This is a genomic window from Mycobacterium sp. IDUB_36 (assembly GCF_055419225.1).
Window position 1 is genome coordinate 3,265,530 of sequence record NZ_JBVAXH010000001.1, and the last position, 17,118, is coordinate 3,282,647.

A 17,118-nucleotide genomic window follows, 5' to 3' on the forward strand; every position below is an offset into this window, starting at 1 on the left:
GGTAAGTTCCACGAATGAGCGAAGACAGAGTTCGGGTCGAGATCGGCGAGACCGGCGTGGCGACGGTGACGATGGTGCGCGGCGACAAGCACAACGCGTTGGACCAGGCCATGTTCGAGAGCCTGGCGAAGGCCGCGGAGCAGCTGGCAGGTGATGTGTCGGTGCGTGCGGTCGTGCTGCACGGCGAGGGGAAGAGCTTTTGCTCGGGTCTGGACATCGCCAGCTTCATGTCCGGTCAGGGCGGCACCGGGGTGCTGCTGGAGCGCGACGGCGACCGGCTGGCCAACTTCGCCCAGCGAGTCGCCTACGACTGGTCGTTGGTCCCGGCGCCGGTGATCGCCGCGATTCACGGGAACTGCTTCGGCGGCGGCATGCAGATCGCGCTGGGCGCCGACATCAGGATCGCCGCGCCGGACGCGAAACTGTCGATCATGGAGGTCAAGTGGGGCCTGGTGCCCGACATGGCCATCACGCAGACGCTGCCCCGGCTGGTTCGCATCGACGTCGCCAAAGAGCTGACCTTCAGCGGGCGCATCGTGTCCGGCAGCGACGCTCTCTCACTCGGATTGGTCACGCGAAACAGCGACGACCCGTTGGCAGCGGCGCTGGCACTTGCCGAGGAGATCGCCCAGAAGTCCCCGGATGCCGTCCGCGCCGCCAAACGTCTCTACGACGAGACGTGGGTCAGCGACGACACGGCGGCGGCTCTGAAACGCGAATCCGAACTACAGGTCGGGCTGATCGGCAAACCCAATCAGCTGGCCGCGGTGATGGCCGGAATGTCGAAAGAGCAGCCAGTTTTCGTCGACGCCGCGGAGTGAGCCGGATACGCATGGATCAGCGCGGTGGTGAGCCGCGGTAGGGCATGCGTCAGGGCATGTTCGCTGTCGTGTGCAATGCGGTGTGCCGCAGCCAAACTCAGCGTCGGGTCGATGTCGAGTTCGGCGTCGGCGTGTAATCGGTGACCGATCCAACGCAGGCGAACGCTGTGGACCGAATGCACGCCCTCGCGGTCGGCCAGCACGGCCTCGGCGGTGTCGACCAATTCCGGTTCCACGCCGTCGATCAGGCGACGGAACACGTCACGCACGGCTGTTCGCAGCACCGCCAGGATCGCCACCGTGATGACGAGGCCGACGATCGGGTCCGCGAGCGGGAAGCCCAGTGCCACGCCGCCGGCTCCGACGAGCACCGCCAGCGAGGTGAAGCCGTCGGTGCGGGCGTGCAACCCGTCGGCCACCAAAGCGGCTGACCCGATTCGTCTTCCGACCCTGATGCGGTAGAGCGCCACCCATTCGTTGCCGATGAATCCGGCCGCGCCGGCCAGGGCGACCCAGCCGAGGCCGGCAATGGGCTGCGGGTGGATGAGTCGCTCGATTGCCTCGTAGCCGGCCACCACCGCCGACATCGTGATCATCGCGACGACGAACAGTCCGGCGAGGTCTTCGACCCGGCCGAACCCGTAGGTGTAGCGGCGGGTTGCTGCTTTCCTGCTGAGCGCGAACGCAATCCAGAGTGGCACGGCGGTCAGCGCATCGGAGAAGTTGTGGATGGTGTCCGCGGCGAGCGCGATCGACCCCGAGATGACCACGACGGCGATCTGGGCGATCGCCGTGACACCCAACACCAGCAGGCTGATCTTGACCGCCCGGATACCCGCCGCGCTCGATTCCAGCGCGCCGTCGATGTGGTCGGCGGAGTCGTGCGAGTGCGGCGCGAAAATCTCGTTCACCGCACCGCGCAGCCCGCGTGAATGCTCGTGGTGGTGGCTCTCGTCGGGCGTGGGTGCTTCTTGTTCCTTGCAGGTCATCTTCGAGTTACCTTGCGCTGGTGACGGTCTCGGGACATGGGGGCGACGGTGTCGTCGCCGCGATGGTGTGCCGGCACTCCGGGTCCGGCGTGTTCGGCGTTGTACACCGCGTCGGCGACGAGTTGGCCGACGTGTTCGTTTTCCAGGCTGTAGAAGATCGTGGTGCCCTCTCGTCGCGTGTGCACCAGTCGGGCCATCCGGAGTTTGGCCAGGTGCTGTGAGACGGAGGGAGCCGGTTTGCCCACCTGGTCGGCGAGTTCGGTCACCGACATCTCGCCGCCGGTCAGTGCCCACAGCACGCGAATGCGGGTCTGATCGGCCAGCATCCGGAAGACTTCGACGATCAGATTGACTTCGTCGTCGGGTATGACCGCGGGAATGTCGCTACTTGCGTTCATACGCAGATACTAGACTAGGTGAATTCCTAGCGGCAGCAGTTCGGGTCCAGCACCGCGCACAGCGCTGTCAGCGACTCGCGGCGGGGCCGGTGGTACACGTTCATCCCCCGACGCTCGGACTCGACTATCCCGGCGCGCCGAAGCTGGGAGAGGTGGTGACTCACCGTGGACTCGCTCAGGCCGACGTTTGTTGCGAGGTCACAGCTGCAGACTTCGCCGGCTTCGGCGCTGAACAGCAGGGAGACCAGCTGTACCCGGACCGGGTCGGCGAGTGCTTTGAGGCGCAACGCGATGTCGAGCGCCGCGTCGTCATCGAGCGGCCCGGCCGCCACGGGTGAGCAGCGCACGGGAGACGACATGTCAATGAGGGGCAGTGCCTTGGGCATACCGCCATCGTGCCACAGCTTCTTGACATATATCGAAAAGGTCGGCAGCATCGACCGTAGTCAATAGTTCGATATACGTCGCAGAGGTAGAAGGCCATGTCGCGAACCCAACTCGCCCTCAACGTCGACGACCTCGACGAGGCAATCACGTGCTACTCCAAGCTCTTCGGTGCTGTACCCCAGGACAAGGGCGGCTGCGGCTGCGAATGTTGCGCCGACGCCGACTGCTGCGCCGACGCCGGAGCCGACGAGTGACAGCGCCGGAACATCCGGGTGTGGTCGATCGGCTGCCGCTGCTCGACCGGCTTTTACCCGTTTGGATCGGCGTCGCAATGGCGTCCGGTCTGCTGTTGGGGCGGTACATCCCGAGTCTGAACGCGACCCTCGATCACGTTGCGATAGGCGGTATTTCGTTGCCGATCGCGGTGGGCCTGCTGATCATGATGTATCCGGTGCTGGCCAAGGTGCGTTACGACCGCCTCAAGACCGTGACCGCCGATCGCACGCTATTGGTGAGTTCGCTGGTGCTGAACTGGGTACTGGGCCCGGCGTTGATGTTCGCTCTGGCCTGGCTGTTGTTGCCCGACCTTCCCGCCTACCGCACCGGGTTGATCATCGTCGGCCTGGCCCGGTGCATTGCGATGGTGATCATCTGGAACGACCTGGCCGGCGGCGACCGCGAGGCCGCCGCGGTCCTGGTCGCGCTGAACTCGATTTTCCAGGTCGTCATGTTCGGTGCGCTCGGCTGGTTCTATCTGTCGGTTCTGCCGGGGTGGCTCGGGTTGGCGCAGAGCAGCTTCGAGGCATCGCCGTGGCGCATCGCCCGGTCGGTGCTGATCTTCCTGGGCATTCCGCTTGTCGCGGGCTACCTTTCGCGCCGCATCGGGGAAAAAGTCAATGGGCGCAGCTGGTATGAGAATGTGCTCCTGCCGAGAATCGGGCCGTGGGCGCTGTACGGGCTGCTGTTCACCATTGTCCTACTGTTCGCGCTTCAGGGCCACCAGATCACCAGCAGACCAACCGATGTCGCCCGGATAGCGATACCGCTGCTGGCGTACTTCGCCGTCATGTGGTGCGGCGGCTGCGCGCTGGGCGCGGTACTCGGCCTCGGCTACCAGCGCGCGACCACGCTGGCGTTCACGGCCGCCGGCAACAACTTCGAGCTCGCCATCGCCGTCGCCATCGCGACCTTCGGCGCCGCTTCGGGCCAAGCTCTCGCCGGCGTCGTCGGTCCGCTCATCGAAGTGCCGGTGCTGGTCGCGCTGGTCTACGTCTCGTTGGCGCTGCGCCCGCGTTTCAGGTAGCGCGCCATTCTGACGCAGTCCCACCGGTGGCCTCGAAAACGACGCGACGGCCGATTTCGACGGCGTGATCGGCGAAGCGTTCGTAAAACCGGCCCAGCAGGGTGATGTCGACCGCCGTCGAGACGCCGTGATTCCACTCGGTATCCATCAAAACGTCGAACAGTTGTTTGTGCAGCTGGTCCATCGCGTCGTCCTCGCGGCTGATGTCCGCGGCTTGCTTCGAATCACGGGAAATGACAACATCTTTGGCACTGTTACCCAACTCGACCGCCACCCGGCCCATCTCGGCGAAGTGGCCCCGTACCTCGTCGGGCAGAACGGGGTTGGGGTGGCGCCGGCGCGCGATCTTCGCGACGTGGAGTGCCAGCCCGCCCATCCGCTCGGCGTCGGCGACGTTCTGCAGCGAGCCGACGACCAGCCGCAGGTCGCCGGCGACGGGGGACTGCAGCGCCAGCAGGATGAACGCGGTTTCCTCCGCTTTGGCCTGCAGCTCGACGAGGCGGTCGTGCTCGCCGATCACCTGCTCGGCCACTGCGAGATCGGCTTCCAACAGGGCGTGGGTGGCGTGGTCCATCGCCACACCGGCGAGACCGCACATGGTGCTGAGCGCGTTCGTCAGCGACTCGAGCTGCTCCTGAAAGGCCGTCCGCATTGCCTCGTCCTTACCGGGATGCCGCCAACCGCATCCGCGTCGATGAACACATCATGAACCCTAACTTTCCTGATGAAAACAGGTGTTGCCTTGGGCAGCTGGTGAGGCCAGTCTTGAGCGCAGGACGATGGACGTCAGGGGATAGCAGTGCTGCCCACCAGAAGAGACCCGCAAGGCTGCGCGGGTGAGTTCCGATGACCACGTTCGGCGCAGACGGTGAACCGTTGCCGACCAACGTCATTCCGCTACCTCGACGCTCGGAACTGGTCCAGGCTCAGCTTTTCGCCACGCTGCTGCGTCGCGACATCGAGACGATGAAGCGCAAGGTGGCCAAGGCGGAGTCGGCCTGGGAACAGCGCTGCGAGTCCGACGGCTATGTCGAGCCGCCTAAACGCCTGGTCGTCGTGCGGGAACGGCTGCGCGAGGCGCGCCGGATGCTCAGCGCGCTGAATTCCAGATTTCCGCGGACCTAGACGCACTAGGTATCGACGCCCGTGGGCGGCCGGTACGGCAAAATTCGTCACAGAAAATTCATAGCGTTCCCACATTGAAATCAAGTGCACACAGTAGTCGCCAGATGAACCATAATTAGCGCGTGGAGCGACGACGCAAGAGCCAGGCGGGACTATCGCCGACGGCTACTCTCGAACAGCTGCCCGCCCTTGTCGTGCTGGAACGCATTCCCATTCCGGTGCTGGCGATCGCGAATGACGGCGCGCTGGTTTTCGCCAATTCGGCATTCTCGGAGATGGTCGGCCGGACCCGCGAAGACATCGCCGCGATGAAATTCGATGAGATCTTCTATCTGCCGCTCATCGCCGATTCGCCGGTTGCGGTGGTGCAGTCGCTGGCCAACGAGGTGGTCGAACTCGCGCATCAGGACGGTTCGAGCGTGCGCGCGCTGATGAGCAGGTCGGCGCTGATCCGCGCTGACGACGACATCGCGCTCGCCACGTTCCAGGATCTGACCGAGCGGCTCTGGGTCGACGAGCTCTAGTACGCCTCTGCGGGCGGCGAGACGGCCTTGACCGCGAGGGCGGTGCGGCGCTTGAGGAACTGCGCGAAGTATCCGATCTTGTCCGGCTGCACGATTCCCCGGAGCACGGTCGAGAGGGCCTTCTCGTAGTCGCCGAGGAGTACCACCGGGTCGTCGAGATGACTGGCCTGTCGCATCCCCATGTAGATCGAGACGAGCAGCCGTCCGATGTCTTCGGGATCGCCGCGGTCGATGATGTCGCCCTCACGGACACCGCGCGCCGCGATGTCGCCGAGCAGCTCGATCCATCCGCCCAACAGGCGTTCTTGCAGCTTTTCGGTCCGGCCCACCGACTCGAGCAGGTTGAACGCCGCGCGGGTGACGTTGTCGGTGATGTCAGCCATCGCGAACAGGAAGGTGACGTCGATCAAGGTCTCCAGGCCGGACAGCTTGCGGGTGAGTAATTCCTGGACCGCCGCGCCGGACTTCACGGTCTGCTCGTCCACGATCGCGAGCGCCAACGCGTGCTTCGAGCGAAAGTGAAAATACATCGCGCCCTTTGTGAGCTGCGCTTCGGCCAAAATATCGTCCAGGCCGACCGCGTAATACGGACGCTGGGCAAATTGGTGCGCCGCGGCTCGCAGAATCTGCTCGCGCGTCGTATCGGATCGCTTATCGGTTACATCGCTCATATTCGTCAGATCGTGTTTTTTCAGATCGTTGTCGAGGATAGTGCCTGGCTGTCAGCGAGGAATGGCATTGGCATCCAACGAGATGAGAGTAGCGATTCCATCGCGTGACCGGGGAGAGGACGCGATAATAAATATCCCTGAGCTTGGTGGCACCCGTGTCGCATCAGGGTCAGTGCGGCGGCCGGGGTCTCCACGCCCTCGGCGACTAATTGCAGGTCAAACGCCTCGGCGAGGCCGATGATGGCTCGAACAATGGCCAAATCGCGGCTACTTGTACCTAGATCGCGGACAAAAGATGTGTCGATCTTGAGAATGTCGACCGGCAGCGATTTCAGGTGTGACAGCACCGCGTATCCGGTGCCGAAGTCGTCGATCGCTATCTGAACCCCAACCTCCTTGAGCGCCTCGAGCGTCCTGCGGGTGGTTTCGATGTCGCGGACGACCGCGCGCTCGGTGATCTCCAGGCAGACCGAACCGGCGTCGATGCCGAACTCGTTGATGGCTTCGGCGACGCTGCCGACGAAGTCGCGGTTGACCAGCTGAGCGGGCGACACGTTGAGGCGCAGCGTGGTGTTCTGCCCCACCCCGCGGGAACGCCAGCGGCTGAACTCGGCGAGCGCGGTCCGCATCACCCAGCGGCCCAGGTCGTTGCCCATATTCGCGGATTCGGCGACCCCGATGAACGACTCCGGGAGCAGCAACCCCCATGACGGGTGTCGCCACCGAACCAGCGCTTCGACGGCCACGATCGCGCCCGTCCACAGGTCCACCTCGGGGAGGTAATGCAGCAACAACGCGTCGTTGTCGATCTCGCCCCGCAGGTGGAGCTCGATGTCGTTGCGGAACAGGCGCTGCATCGACATGTCGTCGTTGGACACCGCCACGTTGTTACCACCGGCCCGTTTTGCGCTCAGGACGGCCTCGTCGGCGCGGTGCAGGAGGTCGCTGGTGTTGTCGCGCCCAGGAGTGCCGACGGCCACCCCTACGCTGACCGTGCGGGTGATCATGTGGCCGCCGAGCGACATCCGATCGCGCAGCGCCGCACAGAGTTCCTCGCCGGTCTTCTCCACCGTCTCGATCGACATCGCCCGATCCGGCACGATGACGAACTCGTCGCCACCGAGGCGGGCGGTCATGCTTTTGGGGCCGGCCTTGAGTCGAAGCTGCTCGGCGAAAGTCCGGATGTACCAGTCGCCGGCGGTGTGGCCGAGGTAGTCGTTGATCGACTTGAGCCGGTCGAGGTCGAGGTAGAGCACCGGGACGGGTCCGGGCTGCCCCGCGGCCAGCCGCCTGGACAGGTGAGCCATCAGAGCGCGGCGGTTGTGCAGGCCGGTCAAGTCGTCGTGCTCGGCCAGATTGCGGAGCTTTTCCTCGGCGGTGATACGGGCCTGGAGTTGGGCCAGCAGAGACGCGACCGTCTGGATGTCGTCGAGTTCTTCGGTACGCCACTTCTTCCGCTTGAATCTCGCGCAGACCAGCAGACCAGTGGTGAGGTCGCCGGTGATCAGCGGCGCCGCAACCGCCGAGGGCGCGGTGAATCTGCGGGCATCGCCACCCCAGCGCTCGCGGGCGGCGGCGATCCAGCGTGCCGACGTGGGATCGGACGGTTCCGGCCGGACCACCGTCAGGGTCTTGCCGTGCTCACTTAACGACAGAACCGGGTCGGCGCTGCTGAAATGGGCCACCGCCGAGGGGTCGGGAATAGCGGGGTCGAGCGGGGGTGGCCACACCGCGACGAGTTTCGATACCCGGATCTTGTGATCGTTATGCCGGAGGAACGCGCAGTCGAGGTCGAGGTGCTGGACGAGTTCGGCAAGCACCTGCTCGTTGACCTCGGCAACCGTCGACGCCGTCGTCTCCATCAGCCGGGTGGCGACGCGGGTGACCAGATTGCGCGGCAACGTCTCCTCCGATGTGAAAACGAGCTCGGGGCGCCGGCTGAGTTATCCGCGGTAAGTTATTGAGCGTCTTGGCGATTCGGTTTCGAAGTCGGAGCGCGGCAGGTTGTTTGACTATATACGCCCACCGTGCGGGCCGCCGGACAAGGAGTTTAGTCAAGCTTATTGATAGTCAAATAAACTGCTTGATTTAACTCAGGTGCGAGTGTTCACTGAGTCGGTGACCGCGGCCAGAGTCCTGCGCAACGACCGATCGACGGGCACCCGGGAAGCGATCCTGTCGGCCGCCGAGCGCTTGTTCGCCGAGCGCGGCATGCACGCGGTGTCCAATCGGCAGATCAGCGAAGCGGCGGAGCAGGGCAACAACGCGGCCGCCTGCTACCACTTCGGCACCAGAACCGACCTGTTGCGGGCGATCGAGAGCAAACACCGCGTGCCGATCGAGCAGCTGCGTGCGCAGATGCTGGCCGACGTCGCCGATTCGACCGAGCTACGGGACTGGGTGAGCACGTTGGTGCGTCCGCTCACCGACCACCTGACCGAACTGGGCGCCGCCAGCTGGTATGCCCGCTTCGCCGCGCAGGCGATGGCTGACCCCTCCTACCGGCAGGTGGTCACCAAAGACGCGCTCGGCTCGACCCTGCTGGTGCAGGCCATCAACGGCATCAACCGATGCCTGCCTGATCTGCCCAGCCGGGTCCGCTTCGAGCGGATGGTGATGGCGCGAAATCTGTTGATGCACACCTGCGCCGAGCACGAGGGCGAGCTCGCCGAACACGGACCGCGGTCACGATCGAGCTGGCCCATCGCGGCCGAGGGCCTGATCGACGCGATCGTCGGGCTGTGGCGAGCGCCGGTCCACCGAGCGCAGGCCGCACTGCCGCGCTGACCCGCCGAGACCGAGGAGCACTGTGTCTGCGCCGCATCCCGACCATGACGCTGGCGGTTCCGGTTGACCAGCTGCCGTTCAAGCACGACGCCTTGGCCTACGGAATCTACGAGCTGCCCGTCACGTGGTGAGCCCCGACGGGCTCACTTGACCGCGAAGACGGGAAATCCCGACTACCGGTGCCGAGGTGGTCCCAGGAGTTAACCTGCAAACATCCGACAGATCTGAAATTGATTGGTGCAGTGGAAAAATGACCCGAGCCAACACCCTCTATCCCCCCGGGGGCTTCGGTGCGCCGAAGAACCGCCACGGCCAGGCTCAGCGGAACGTCGGCCTGCCCGCCGGCACCGAGGTGTTCTCCGCGGACACCCACATCTCGTTGGCTGCCGACATCTTCTACGAGCGCCTGCCCGATGATCTCAAGGACGCCGCGCCGCGCATCTGGTACGAGGACGGCGCCTACCAGATCGGCCATCAGGGGCAGTCGTTTCTGCCCGAGGTGTTCAGCGCGGTGCTGATGCAGTACGACGACCTGGCCGGGGCCGCTACCAACGACATCGACGCGCGAATCCGTGAACTGCGCGATGACGGCGTCGACCGCGAACTCGCCTTCCCCAACGCGCTACTGGCAATGTTCGGCTTTCCCGACAAACCGCTGCGCGAGCGCGTTTTCCGGATCTACAACTCCTACATCGCCGAACTGCAGGACCGTTCGGGCGGCCACTTCCTGGGAGTCGGCCTGATCAATTGGTGGGACGGTGACGGGGCCCGGCGCACCCTGGCCGAGCTGAAATCGCTTGGGCTGAAGACATTTCTGCTGCCGCTGAATCCGGGCAACGGTGACGACGGCGTCATGATGGACTACGCGTGCGGCGCGATGCGCCCGGTGTGGGATGCGATCGAGGAGTCGGGGCTGCCGATCACCCACCACATCGGCGAGACCCCGCCGAAGGCGCCGTGCGAGGTGAACAACGTCGCGGTCGCGATGATGGTCAACATCGACGGCTTTCGAGAAATGTTCTCCAAGTACATCTTCGGTGGCATCCTCGACCGTCACCCGAGCCTTCGGATCGGCTGGTTCGAAGGGGGCATCGCCTGGGTTCCCCCCGCCCTGCAGGACGCCGAGCACGTGCTGGCGTCTTATGAGCACATGCTGGATCACAAGCTCGAGCACGACATCCGCTACTACTGGAACACGCACATGAGCGCGTCGTTCATCGTGGATCCCCTCGGGCTGAAACTGATCGAGGAGATCGGCGTGGACAAGGTGATGTGGTCGAGCGACTACCCGCACAACGAGAGCAGCTATGGCTACTCGGAGAAGTCGCTGGCCGCCGTCGTCGATGCCGTCGGCCCGGACAACGCCGCCAAGATTGTCAGCGGCAACATCAAGACGTTCCTGGGCATCTGATGACGACGTCGGTCCAGGGCTTCGTCATTCCCGACCGGCCCGACTTCGCCCGGATGCACCGCGACATCAGCGCCCGGCTGCACGACGCGATGTCCGACCACGGCGTCGACGCGCTGATCCTGCTGATGAATGACAACGTGGTCTACTCCACCGGCGCCAGCTGGCCGGTGCTGGACGCCGGGCTGTCGCACGTCGAGCGCCCGGTCGCGATCGTGCTGGCCGACGATCCACACCCGCACCTGTTTCTTCCGTTCCGCGGCGGAGCGGCATCGGAAACCCAAGTGCCGCAAGATCATCTGCACGAGGCGCTCTACCTCGAATTGGACGAGGGCGTCGACCAATTCGCGCGGGTACTCGCCGGTCTGATACCGCCGGGCGCCAGCATCGCGGTCGACGAGATGACCGGAGCGATGCGCCGCGCCGCCGACCGGATCTTCCCCGGCGGGCCGCCGTCGGAGGCCGCCATCGTGATCGGGGCGGCCAATCTGGTCAAGACACCCGACCAGGTGGCCTGCCTGCGTGAGTCCATGCGCATCACCGAGAGCGCGATGGTCGACGTGCAGCAGCAGCTCGCCCCCGGTGTGCGACAGACTGATCTGTCGGCCAAGCTGGTCCGCCGGGTCTTCGAACTCGGCGCGACGGCCAACATGCTCGAGGCGATCTGGCAGGTGATGCCGCGCTCGCGCGCCGAGGGGGTGTGGACCACCCACGGCGACCTCGCGCTGCCGCTGCTGACCAACGAGCGCGAACTCGTCAGGGGCGACGTGCTGTGGACCGACATCAGCATCAGCTACGCCGGGTACTGCTCGGACTTCGGCCGCACCTGGATCGTCGGCGACCAGCCGACGGCCCGGCAGCAGGCCCAGTATGAGCAATGGCGGCACATCCTCGATGCGGTGCTCGATGTCACCAAAGCCGGTGCCACGTCCGGAGATCTGGCGCGGGCGGCGATCGCGGCCAACGGTGGGAAGAAGCCATGGCTCCCGCACTTCTACCTCGGACACGGTATCGGCATCTATCCCGCCGAGGCGCCGATGATCGGCACCGATCTCGGTGAGGAGTTCGACGACAACTTCGTTTTCCCGGTCGGCATGACGTTGGTGCTGGAGCCCGTGGTGTGGGAAGACGGGACCGGTGGATACCGCAGCGAGGAGATCGTGGTGATCACCGAAGAAGGTTCCATCCGCATCACCGACTATCCCTATACGCCGTACGGTCCGCGCTGATGGCAGTCGAGGTCGTGCCCGACGCCCGCGACCTTCGGGTCGGTCGCCGGCAACGCGCACTGGAGCAGATGGAAGCTCACGACATCGATGTGCTGGTGCTTGGCCGGCAGGCCAACGTCCGTTACGTCACCGGGGCGCCGCAGTTGTGGATCGGTGGCACCAGGCCGTTCGGCCCGGTCTGCGTGATGCTGCGCGGCACCGGTGAGATCTTCATGATGAGCACTGACGACGAGGGTGTTCCCGAGGAGATCGGCCGCGAACGGCTCTACGGGCTGGCCTGGAATCCGATGACGTTCATCGACGTGCTGAAGAACATCGACGGATCCTCGACCGCCAAGCGGGTCGGAACCGATGCGCTCACACCGACTTTCGCCACGCTGCTGCCGCTGGCATTCCCGGCCGCGGAATTCGTCGACGGTGAACAACCGATGCTCGCCGCCCGGCGGACCAAGACCGGCGACGAGATCGAGGCGATGGGTGCCGCGGTTCGGGTCGCCGAAGCCGGGCTCGCCGCCGCGGTCGGGGAATTGCGGCCCGGCCTCACCGAGCAGGCACTGGCGGGTGCGGTGCTCGAGGCGATGGCCGCCGGCGGGGTGAGCACCCCCGCAACGCAGGACGCGGCGTGGGTGACCTCGCGTGAGCACCCCTGGCGCCAGGCATCCGGGGACGGGCAGGTGCACCCGGGTGACCTGATCGTGTTGAGCGCCGGAGCGCTTGCCGACGGCTACGTCGCCGAGGTGGCCCGCACCTGGCCGGCGGGGGAGACGACGAGCGCGATGCGGGAGCTTTATCAACGCTCGAACAACCTGTGGGACAAGCTGATTGCGGCATGCCGGCCGGGGTCCCGGGCAGCGGACCTGCTGGCCGCCTACCAGGCTGCCGGCGAACCGGCGCCCCCGATGGCGGTCGCCCACGGGCTGGGCCTCGGTTTCGACCCGCCGGTGATCTGCCGGCAGCTGCCGGCCACCGCCGAGGCTGAGCGGCTGGATCCCGGGATGGTGCTCTCGCTCACCGGGTACGTCTGGCAGCAGGGCGTGGGTGGCGTGCTGCGCCGCGACAGTGTGGTGATCACCGAAGACGGTCCTACGGTGTTGACCGCCAGCCCGTCATGGCAGTAGCTCGCCGAATCGCTGTGTCTCCCAGAGGTTCAGCGCATTGGCCAGCATCTGCAGCGGCGCTCGCACGCTCTCGTCGCCTTTGATCCCCGGGTCGTGGCGGGTCATGGTCGTCGCGGCATCGCCGAAACGCTTGCTGATCAGTGCGGGAACGTCGAGCAGCCACGCCACGGTCATGACCGCGACGTAGAGCATGACCTGACGCCGCAGGTCGTCGGCACTGAGCTGCGGACCGCCGCACCGCTGTACCTCTGCGACGAACAGGTCCAGCAACTCGTCGAGGTGGTGGTCCCACAGGCCCGTTTCGGCCGCGGACAGCGCACCCCACAGCGCCATCGCCACGTTCATCTGGCCGACGCAGCCCCAATCCATCAGCCCGCAGTGCAGCGCGCCGTCGGCGTCACGCCAGAACCAGACGTTGTCGACGTTGGCGTTCCAGTGGCACAGGGCAACGTAGTCGGGCTGTTCGGCCAGCCGAGACCAGACCGCGGCCTCCTGTCGAAGGAACCGCGGAGCATCGTTGCGCAGGCGTGAATGGAATTGCGGCGTACCGACATTGGGTGGCAACAGGCCGGGGCATCCGACGGTGAACTCGGCGAGCCGGTCCAGTCGTCGGTTCAGCTTTTCCGCAGTGATCACCGGGCGATCCCCGACCTGGGCGGCCTGCATGTCGACCGGAAACCGGTCGCCGACCGCAATGCGTCCCGACCGGTGACTGCCGACCAGCCGCCCGAGCGCCGCGATCAGCACCCGGTAGTGTTCGAGCGGATCGGGCATCTCGTAGTCGAGGCATTTGTGATACTGACGTTCGATACCGTTGCAGCCGAACGGTATTCGCTCCGAGATCAGTAGACCTGTTCCGCTCTCGCGATGGTAGTCGGCGAAAAGGGTGGCCGGCACCGTGACCGGGAATCCGGGGTCGCGTGCCAGTGCTGCGAACGCGACCTCGGATTCCATCTGAGTCCTGCCGCGGTCGCGGATCGGGTCGTCGAAGTCGCGGGAGAACTTCACGAACAGGTCGGTCTGCGCAGTGCCGGGCTGGTCGTACTCGACTCTCAGCAGGGCCTTCCGTCCGGTGCTCCCGCCGGCAACCTCCTCGCAACGGGTGATCCGGGTGACGGTGCCGGCAGATCCGTACCGGCGAAAGGCCCGGGTGAGAAAGCTTGTGCCACCGGATCGCAACGCCGCGGGGTCCGCCGGCATCGACACGCCGAGGTGGTCTCCGGTGACCCACCGCCCGGCCGGCATCACCAGGTCTGTTCGGCGGCGCGCACCAGCATGTGGTTGACCGCCACCCTGCGGTTGCGGGTGATGACGTAGCGCACCGCGTCGGCGATGTCCTCGGATGCCAGCTTGACCATGTCGGCGGTCTGACGGTCGAACGCTGCGCGCGCCTCCGCGGGCAGGTGGTCGCTGATCTCCGTGTCGACCGTGCCGGGGCCCACCACCCCGACCCGGACGCGCTTGCCGATCAGTTCCTGACGGATGCCCTCGCTGAATGCGTTGACGCCGAACTTGGTCAGCGAGTACACGGCGGTGTTCGGCCGGGCCACCCAGCCGGCCGTCGAGCTGATGGTGACCACGTCGGCCACGCCACGGGGAGAATCGGCGGCCGCGTCGATCAGATGCGGGATCGCGGCCCGCGTGACGTACAGGACGCCCTGGATGTTGACCCGGACCAGATCATCCCAATCCTGCAGGCGCGCTTCGGAAGCTGGTGCCATGCGCATCAGACCCGCGTTGTTCACCACCGTGTCCAGTCGGCCCAGCTCCTCGACTGTGCGCTGGACCGCCGCGGCGACCTGGTCGGCGTCGGTGACGTCGGCGGGCACCACCAGGGCTGTGCCGCCGGCCGACTCGATGTCGTGCCGCAATTGCTCCAGGCGATCGGCGCGACGGGCGAGCAACGCGACGGCCGCGCCCTCCGACGCCAGTGCGCGCGCGGTCGCGGCGCCGATGCCGCTGCTGGCGCCGGTGACCAGTGCGGTGGTGCCGGCCAGGATCGTCGTGGTCGCGGTCATCTGCCCTCCATCAGGATCTCGTTGAGAACATAGTCGTCGTGCTCACCGAGATTCGGCGCACCGCGTGCGATCTCGGCCTCCGCGGCCGACATTCGCCACGGCGCCGCCAGCACCGGTCGCTGTCCCTCGCGGTGATCGCTGACGAAGCGGTACAGCCCACGGTCCCACAGCCGTTGATCACCGATGACGTCCAGTGTGGTGGCACTTTTGGTGGCCGGCACCCCGGCCGCCCGCAGTTGTTCGCCCAGCCGGGCGGCGTCGTGGTGGCGGGTGAAGTCGGCCAGGTCGGGGTCGAGCGAGTTGGTGTGATCGAGCCGGCGCCGCAGCGTGGTGTACCGCTCGTCGTCGACCAGGGCGCCGGCGGCCAGCACCTCGCACAGCTGGCGCCACTGCGCATCGTCGGCGACGGCGATGCTGATCCAATCGCCACCGGTGCAGGGGTAGCAGCCGTGCGGAGCCATGTCGGCATGGCGGTTGCCGTCGGGCGGAAGCTCTTGGCCGGTGAGCTCCCGGGCCAGTAGGCAGTCGCCGATCATCGAGGTCAGTGTCTCGACCGCCGACACATCGACGAACTGGCCCTCGCCGGTCAGCTCGCGGTGCAGCAGCGCCGCGACCGCCGAAAACGCGGCGGCCGCACCCACGGTGGAATCGCCGTACCGCATGCTGGCGCCCAGCGGCGGCCCGCCGGGATATCCGACCAGGGCTGCGACCCCGGCCAGGGCGGCGAAGCAGGGTGCATAGCCGGTCTGATAACCAAGCGGCCCGTCGTTGCCCCACATCTTGATCGACACTGAAATGATGTCCTGCTTGACGTCTTTCAGCTCTCGATAGCCCAGCCCCATCCGTTCCATCGCGCCGGGCCGAAGATTGTTGACCACGATGTCGCTGCGAGCGATCAGCGCGCGGAGCCGGCCCAGATCGGTCGCCGACTTCAAGTCCAGTTCCACGCTGAGTACCTCGGGGTTGATGCTGAGGAAGAACGGGGCGTGGTCGACGTCCGTGCCGCCGTAGGCGCGCATCTCGTCGGGGTGGCCGGAGCTCTCCACCTTGATCACCTCAGCACCGAGGAAGGCCAGCAGTTTGCCCGCGTAGGGGCCGGCCCACACCTTGGTGAGTTCGACCACGCGCACACCCTCGAGTGGGCCGCCGCGGGCGAACTTCGGTGCTTTGAGTTGCGGCCGAACCACTGTGAGCGCCGGTCGCTTCGTCGCGACGTCGTCGAGGACATCGGCGGTGTGCCCGCCGAGGACGGGCGCCGGGCCGGCGATCCGGGCTGGCGACGCACTCAGCAGGTAGGGCACACCGGGATAGGTCGCGGTGCCCAGCACCGGATGCGTGATGTCGGAGAAGAAGCCGCGATGCCGGTACTGCGGTGAGCCCTCGAGGTCCGCGGCGCCGACCACGGGCACCAGCGGAACACCCAGCCGCTGAGCATCTTCGGATGCCGCGTCCTTGTTCAGGCCGCGCACCCAGTCGGCGAAACCGCGCCGGAACCGCGCGACCTTGTCCCGCGTGACCGAGAACTCCAGCCAGTCGTCTTCGAACTCGTCGAGCCAGTCCGGTTGTCCCATCAGCGCTTTGACCGCGGCCCAATGGCTCCGGCTGGTCATGTACAGGTAGACGAAACCGTCCGCGCAGGCGAAGAAGGACGCCGGTCCCTGCTGGTCGTAGTCGTCGCGGGTGTTCTCCGGAGAGATCTCACCGGTGATGTAGCGACCCAGGACGCAGTCCGCGCGCGACGTCAACACCGCGTGCGCCGAGACATCGATGGTCTCGCCCGCACCGGTGTGCAGACGTCGGAACAACGCCGACGCGACGCACAACGCCGCATCCAGCCCGGCCTCGTAGTCGGCGAGAAATCGACCGGGGCCCTTCAGCGGGGGCTTGGCCGGGTCGGCGTGGCTCGGAGTGTGAAAGCCCCAGCCACTGCTGTGAAAGACGTTGAGGCTCTGCGCAATGTGTAACTCCGGTGGTGCGTCGACGCCGAACGGGGTGACCGAGCAGAACACCACGTCCGGGTGCCGGTGTGGATCGAACCGGGGTGGCGCATGGTCGTCGATGACGGCGTCGGCCGACGCGACGATCGCATCCAGTCGTCCGCCCTGGCCGGCGCCGAGCACGATCGACCGTTTGTTGGTGTTCAGGTAGGCGAACACCACGCTGCGCTCCGGCCCGTCGTCGCCGATCATCGGGGCCATCGCCCGGGTGGGGCTGCCACCCGGGCGCTCGACCTTGATCACGTCGGCGCCGAAGTCCGCGAGCAGCTTTCCGCAGTACTCTCCGGCAACTGATTCGGCCAACTCGACGATCCGCATTCCCGTCAGTGCCGACATCGGAGCC

General features: G+C 66.1%; 16 protein-coding genes and 2 pseudogenes. 9 read left to right on the plus strand and 9 right to left on the minus strand.

The annotated features are described in order from the left end of the window. The first annotated feature begins 14 nt into the window (after positions 1 to 14). Entirely contained in the window at positions 15 to 821 is an 807-nt protein-coding gene (locus tag ACZYW1_RS16245; RefSeq protein ID WP_463787212.1) for a crotonase/enoyl-CoA hydratase family protein, read from the plus strand. Here the strand turns inward: ACZYW1_RS16245 and ACZYW1_RS16250 are convergent. Genes ACZYW1_RS16250 through ACZYW1_RS16260 form a run of 3 tightly spaced genes read right to left on the minus strand, consistent with a single transcriptional unit; the run spans position 755 to position 2,594 of the window. After that, a complete protein-coding gene (locus ACZYW1_RS16250; RefSeq protein ID WP_463787213.1) occupies positions 755 to 1,810 on the minus strand; it encodes a cation diffusion facilitator family transporter in 1,056 nt (351 codons plus the stop codon). The two genes, ACZYW1_RS16245 and ACZYW1_RS16250, sit on opposite strands and share 67 nt — an antisense overlap. Beyond that, positions 1,807 to 2,208: an ArsR/SmtB family transcription factor gene (locus tag ACZYW1_RS16255; RefSeq protein WP_463787214.1), complete on the minus strand. Its 402-nt coding sequence runs from the start codon at positions 2,206 to 2,208 to the stop codon at positions 1,807 to 1,809. Before ACZYW1_RS16255 ends, ACZYW1_RS16250 begins: the two co-directional genes overlap by 4 nt. Positions 2,209 to 2,234: 26 nt before the next feature. Next, a complete protein-coding gene (locus tag ACZYW1_RS16260; protein WP_463787215.1) occupies positions 2,235 to 2,594 on the minus strand; it encodes an Rv2640c family ArsR-like transcriptional regulator in 360 nt (119 codons plus the stop codon). 96 nt (positions 2,595 to 2,690) lie between these two features. Between ACZYW1_RS16260 and ACZYW1_RS16265 the strand changes: the two are divergent. Next, positions 2,691 to 2,774 (plus strand): annotated as a pseudogene (locus tag ACZYW1_RS16265) (ArsI/CadI family heavy metal resistance metalloenzyme); the annotation flags it as partial. Positions 2,775 to 2,845: 71 nt separating this feature from the next. Continuing rightward, a pseudogene (gene arsB, locus ACZYW1_RS16270) lies at positions 2,846 to 3,889 on the plus strand (ACR3 family arsenite efflux transporter); the annotation flags it as partial. Position 3,890: 1 nt separating this feature from the next. Here arsB and phoU read toward each other — a convergent pair. Further along, positions 3,891 to 4,550: a phosphate signaling complex protein PhoU gene (phoU, locus tag ACZYW1_RS16275; protein WP_463787216.1), complete on the minus strand. Its 660-nt coding sequence runs from the start codon at positions 4,548 to 4,550 to the stop codon at positions 3,891 to 3,893. 194 nt (positions 4,551 to 4,744) lie between these two features. Here phoU and ACZYW1_RS16280 point away from each other — a divergent pair, with 194 nt between their 5' ends. Beyond that, complete coding sequence (locus ACZYW1_RS16280) at positions 4,745 to 5,023, plus strand: hypothetical protein (protein WP_463787217.1); 279 nt, start codon at positions 4,745 to 4,747, stop codon at positions 5,021 to 5,023. A 122-nt stretch (positions 5,024 to 5,145) separates the two neighbouring features. Further along, the gene (locus ACZYW1_RS16285; protein WP_463787218.1) at positions 5,146 to 5,547 is read left to right on the plus strand and encodes a PAS domain-containing protein; all 402 of its coding nucleotides are present in this window, start codon (positions 5,146 to 5,148) and stop codon (positions 5,545 to 5,547) included. On the opposite strand, the gene ACZYW1_RS16290 is transcribed toward ACZYW1_RS16285, so the two are convergent. Together ACZYW1_RS16290 and ACZYW1_RS16295 are read right to left on the minus strand one after the other, a co-directional pair. After that, positions 5,544 to 6,218 carry a TetR family transcriptional regulator gene (locus ACZYW1_RS16290; RefSeq protein ID WP_463787219.1) on the minus strand — a complete coding sequence of 225 codons (675 nt, stop codon included), beginning with the start codon at positions 6,216 to 6,218 and terminating at the stop codon, positions 5,544 to 5,546. The two genes, ACZYW1_RS16285 and ACZYW1_RS16290, sit on opposite strands and share 4 nt — an antisense overlap. A 20-nt stretch (positions 6,219 to 6,238) precedes the next feature. Next, a complete protein-coding gene (locus tag ACZYW1_RS16295) occupies positions 6,239 to 8,119 on the minus strand; it encodes a putative bifunctional diguanylate cyclase/phosphodiesterase (RefSeq protein WP_463787220.1) in 1,881 nt (626 codons plus the stop codon). 202 nt (positions 8,120 to 8,321) lie between these two features. Between ACZYW1_RS16295 and ACZYW1_RS16300 the strand changes: the two genes are divergently transcribed. From ACZYW1_RS16300 to ACZYW1_RS16315, 4 genes are all read left to right on the plus strand, one after another. Beyond that, positions 8,322 to 9,005, plus strand: coding sequence for a TetR/AcrR family transcriptional regulator (locus tag ACZYW1_RS16300; protein ID WP_463787853.1), 684 nt, complete (start codon positions 8,322 to 8,324; stop codon positions 9,003 to 9,005). Positions 9,006 to 9,255: 250 nt separating this feature from the next. Next, positions 9,256 to 10,416 carry an amidohydrolase family protein gene (locus ACZYW1_RS16305; RefSeq protein WP_463787221.1) on the plus strand — a complete coding sequence of 387 codons (1,161 nt, stop codon included), beginning with the start codon at positions 9,256 to 9,258 and terminating at the stop codon, positions 10,414 to 10,416. After that, entirely contained in the window at positions 10,416 to 11,642 is a 1,227-nt protein-coding gene (locus tag ACZYW1_RS16310; RefSeq protein ID WP_463787222.1) for a M24 family metallopeptidase, read from the plus strand. The genes ACZYW1_RS16305 and ACZYW1_RS16310 overlap by 1 nt, the downstream gene beginning before the upstream one ends. After that, on the plus strand, positions 11,642 to 12,760 hold the full coding sequence (locus ACZYW1_RS16315; protein ID WP_463787223.1) for a M24 family metallopeptidase: 1,119 nt from the start codon (positions 11,642 to 11,644) through the stop codon (positions 12,758 to 12,760). Before ACZYW1_RS16310 ends, ACZYW1_RS16315 begins: the two co-directional genes overlap by 1 nt. On the opposite strand, the gene ACZYW1_RS16320 is transcribed toward ACZYW1_RS16315, so the two are convergent. From ACZYW1_RS16320 to ACZYW1_RS16330, 3 genes are read right to left on the minus strand one after another with little or no spacing between them, the layout of a single operon-like run. After that, the gene (locus ACZYW1_RS16320) at positions 12,749 to 14,005 is read right to left on the minus strand and encodes a hypothetical protein (RefSeq protein ID WP_463787224.1); all 1,257 of its coding nucleotides are present in this window, start codon (positions 14,003 to 14,005) and stop codon (positions 12,749 to 12,751) included. The genes ACZYW1_RS16315 and ACZYW1_RS16320 overlap by 12 nt on opposite strands. After that, positions 14,005 to 14,778, minus strand: coding sequence for an SDR family NAD(P)-dependent oxidoreductase (locus tag ACZYW1_RS16325; protein WP_463787225.1), 774 nt, complete (start codon positions 14,776 to 14,778; stop codon positions 14,005 to 14,007). Before ACZYW1_RS16325 ends, ACZYW1_RS16320 begins: the two co-directional genes overlap by 1 nt. Further along, positions 14,775 to 17,111: a CaiB/BaiF CoA-transferase family protein gene (locus ACZYW1_RS16330; RefSeq protein ID WP_463787226.1), complete on the minus strand. Its 2,337-nt coding sequence runs from the start codon at positions 17,109 to 17,111 to the stop codon at positions 14,775 to 14,777. Before ACZYW1_RS16330 ends, ACZYW1_RS16325 begins: the two co-directional genes overlap by 4 nt. Positions 17,112 to 17,118 lie beyond the last annotated feature (7 nt).

Coding starts and splice junctions, on each gene's coding strand:
- ACZYW1_RS16320 (WP_463787224.1), bottom strand. CDS start 14,005: ATGCCGGCCGGGCGGTGGGTCACCGGAGACCACCTCGGCGTGTCGATG.
- phoU (WP_463787216.1), bottom strand. CDS start 4,550: ATGCGGACGGCCTTTCAGGAGCAGCTCGAGTCGCTGACGAACGCGCTC.
- ACZYW1_RS16255 (WP_463787214.1), bottom strand. CDS start 2,208: ATGAACGCAAGTAGCGACATTCCCGCGGTCATACCCGACGACGAAGTC.
- ACZYW1_RS16325 (WP_463787225.1), bottom strand. CDS start 14,778: ATGACCGCGACCACGACGATCCTGGCCGGCACCACCGCACTGGTCACC.
- ACZYW1_RS16315 (WP_463787223.1), top strand. CDS start 11,642: ATGGCAGTCGAGGTCGTGCCCGACGCCCGCGACCTTCGGGTCGGTCGC.
- ACZYW1_RS16280 (WP_463787217.1), top strand. CDS start 4,745: ATGACCACGTTCGGCGCAGACGGTGAACCGTTGCCGACCAACGTCATT.
- ACZYW1_RS16245 (WP_463787212.1), top strand. CDS start 15: ATGAGCGAAGACAGAGTTCGGGTCGAGATCGGCGAGACCGGCGTGGCG.
- ACZYW1_RS16310 (WP_463787222.1), top strand. CDS start 10,416: ATGACGACGTCGGTCCAGGGCTTCGTCATTCCCGACCGGCCCGACTTC.
- ACZYW1_RS16330 (WP_463787226.1), bottom strand. CDS start 17,111: ATGTCGGCACTGACGGGAATGCGGATCGTCGAGTTGGCCGAATCAGTT.
- ACZYW1_RS16305 (WP_463787221.1), top strand. CDS start 9,256: ATGACCCGAGCCAACACCCTCTATCCCCCCGGGGGCTTCGGTGCGCCG.
- ACZYW1_RS16260 (WP_463787215.1), bottom strand. CDS start 2,594: ATGCCCAAGGCACTGCCCCTCATTGACATGTCGTCTCCCGTGCGCTGC.
- ACZYW1_RS16290 (WP_463787219.1), bottom strand. CDS start 6,218: ATGAGCGATGTAACCGATAAGCGATCCGATACGACGCGCGAGCAGATT.
- ACZYW1_RS16250 (WP_463787213.1), bottom strand. CDS start 1,810: ATGACCTGCAAGGAACAAGAAGCACCCACGCCCGACGAGAGCCACCAC.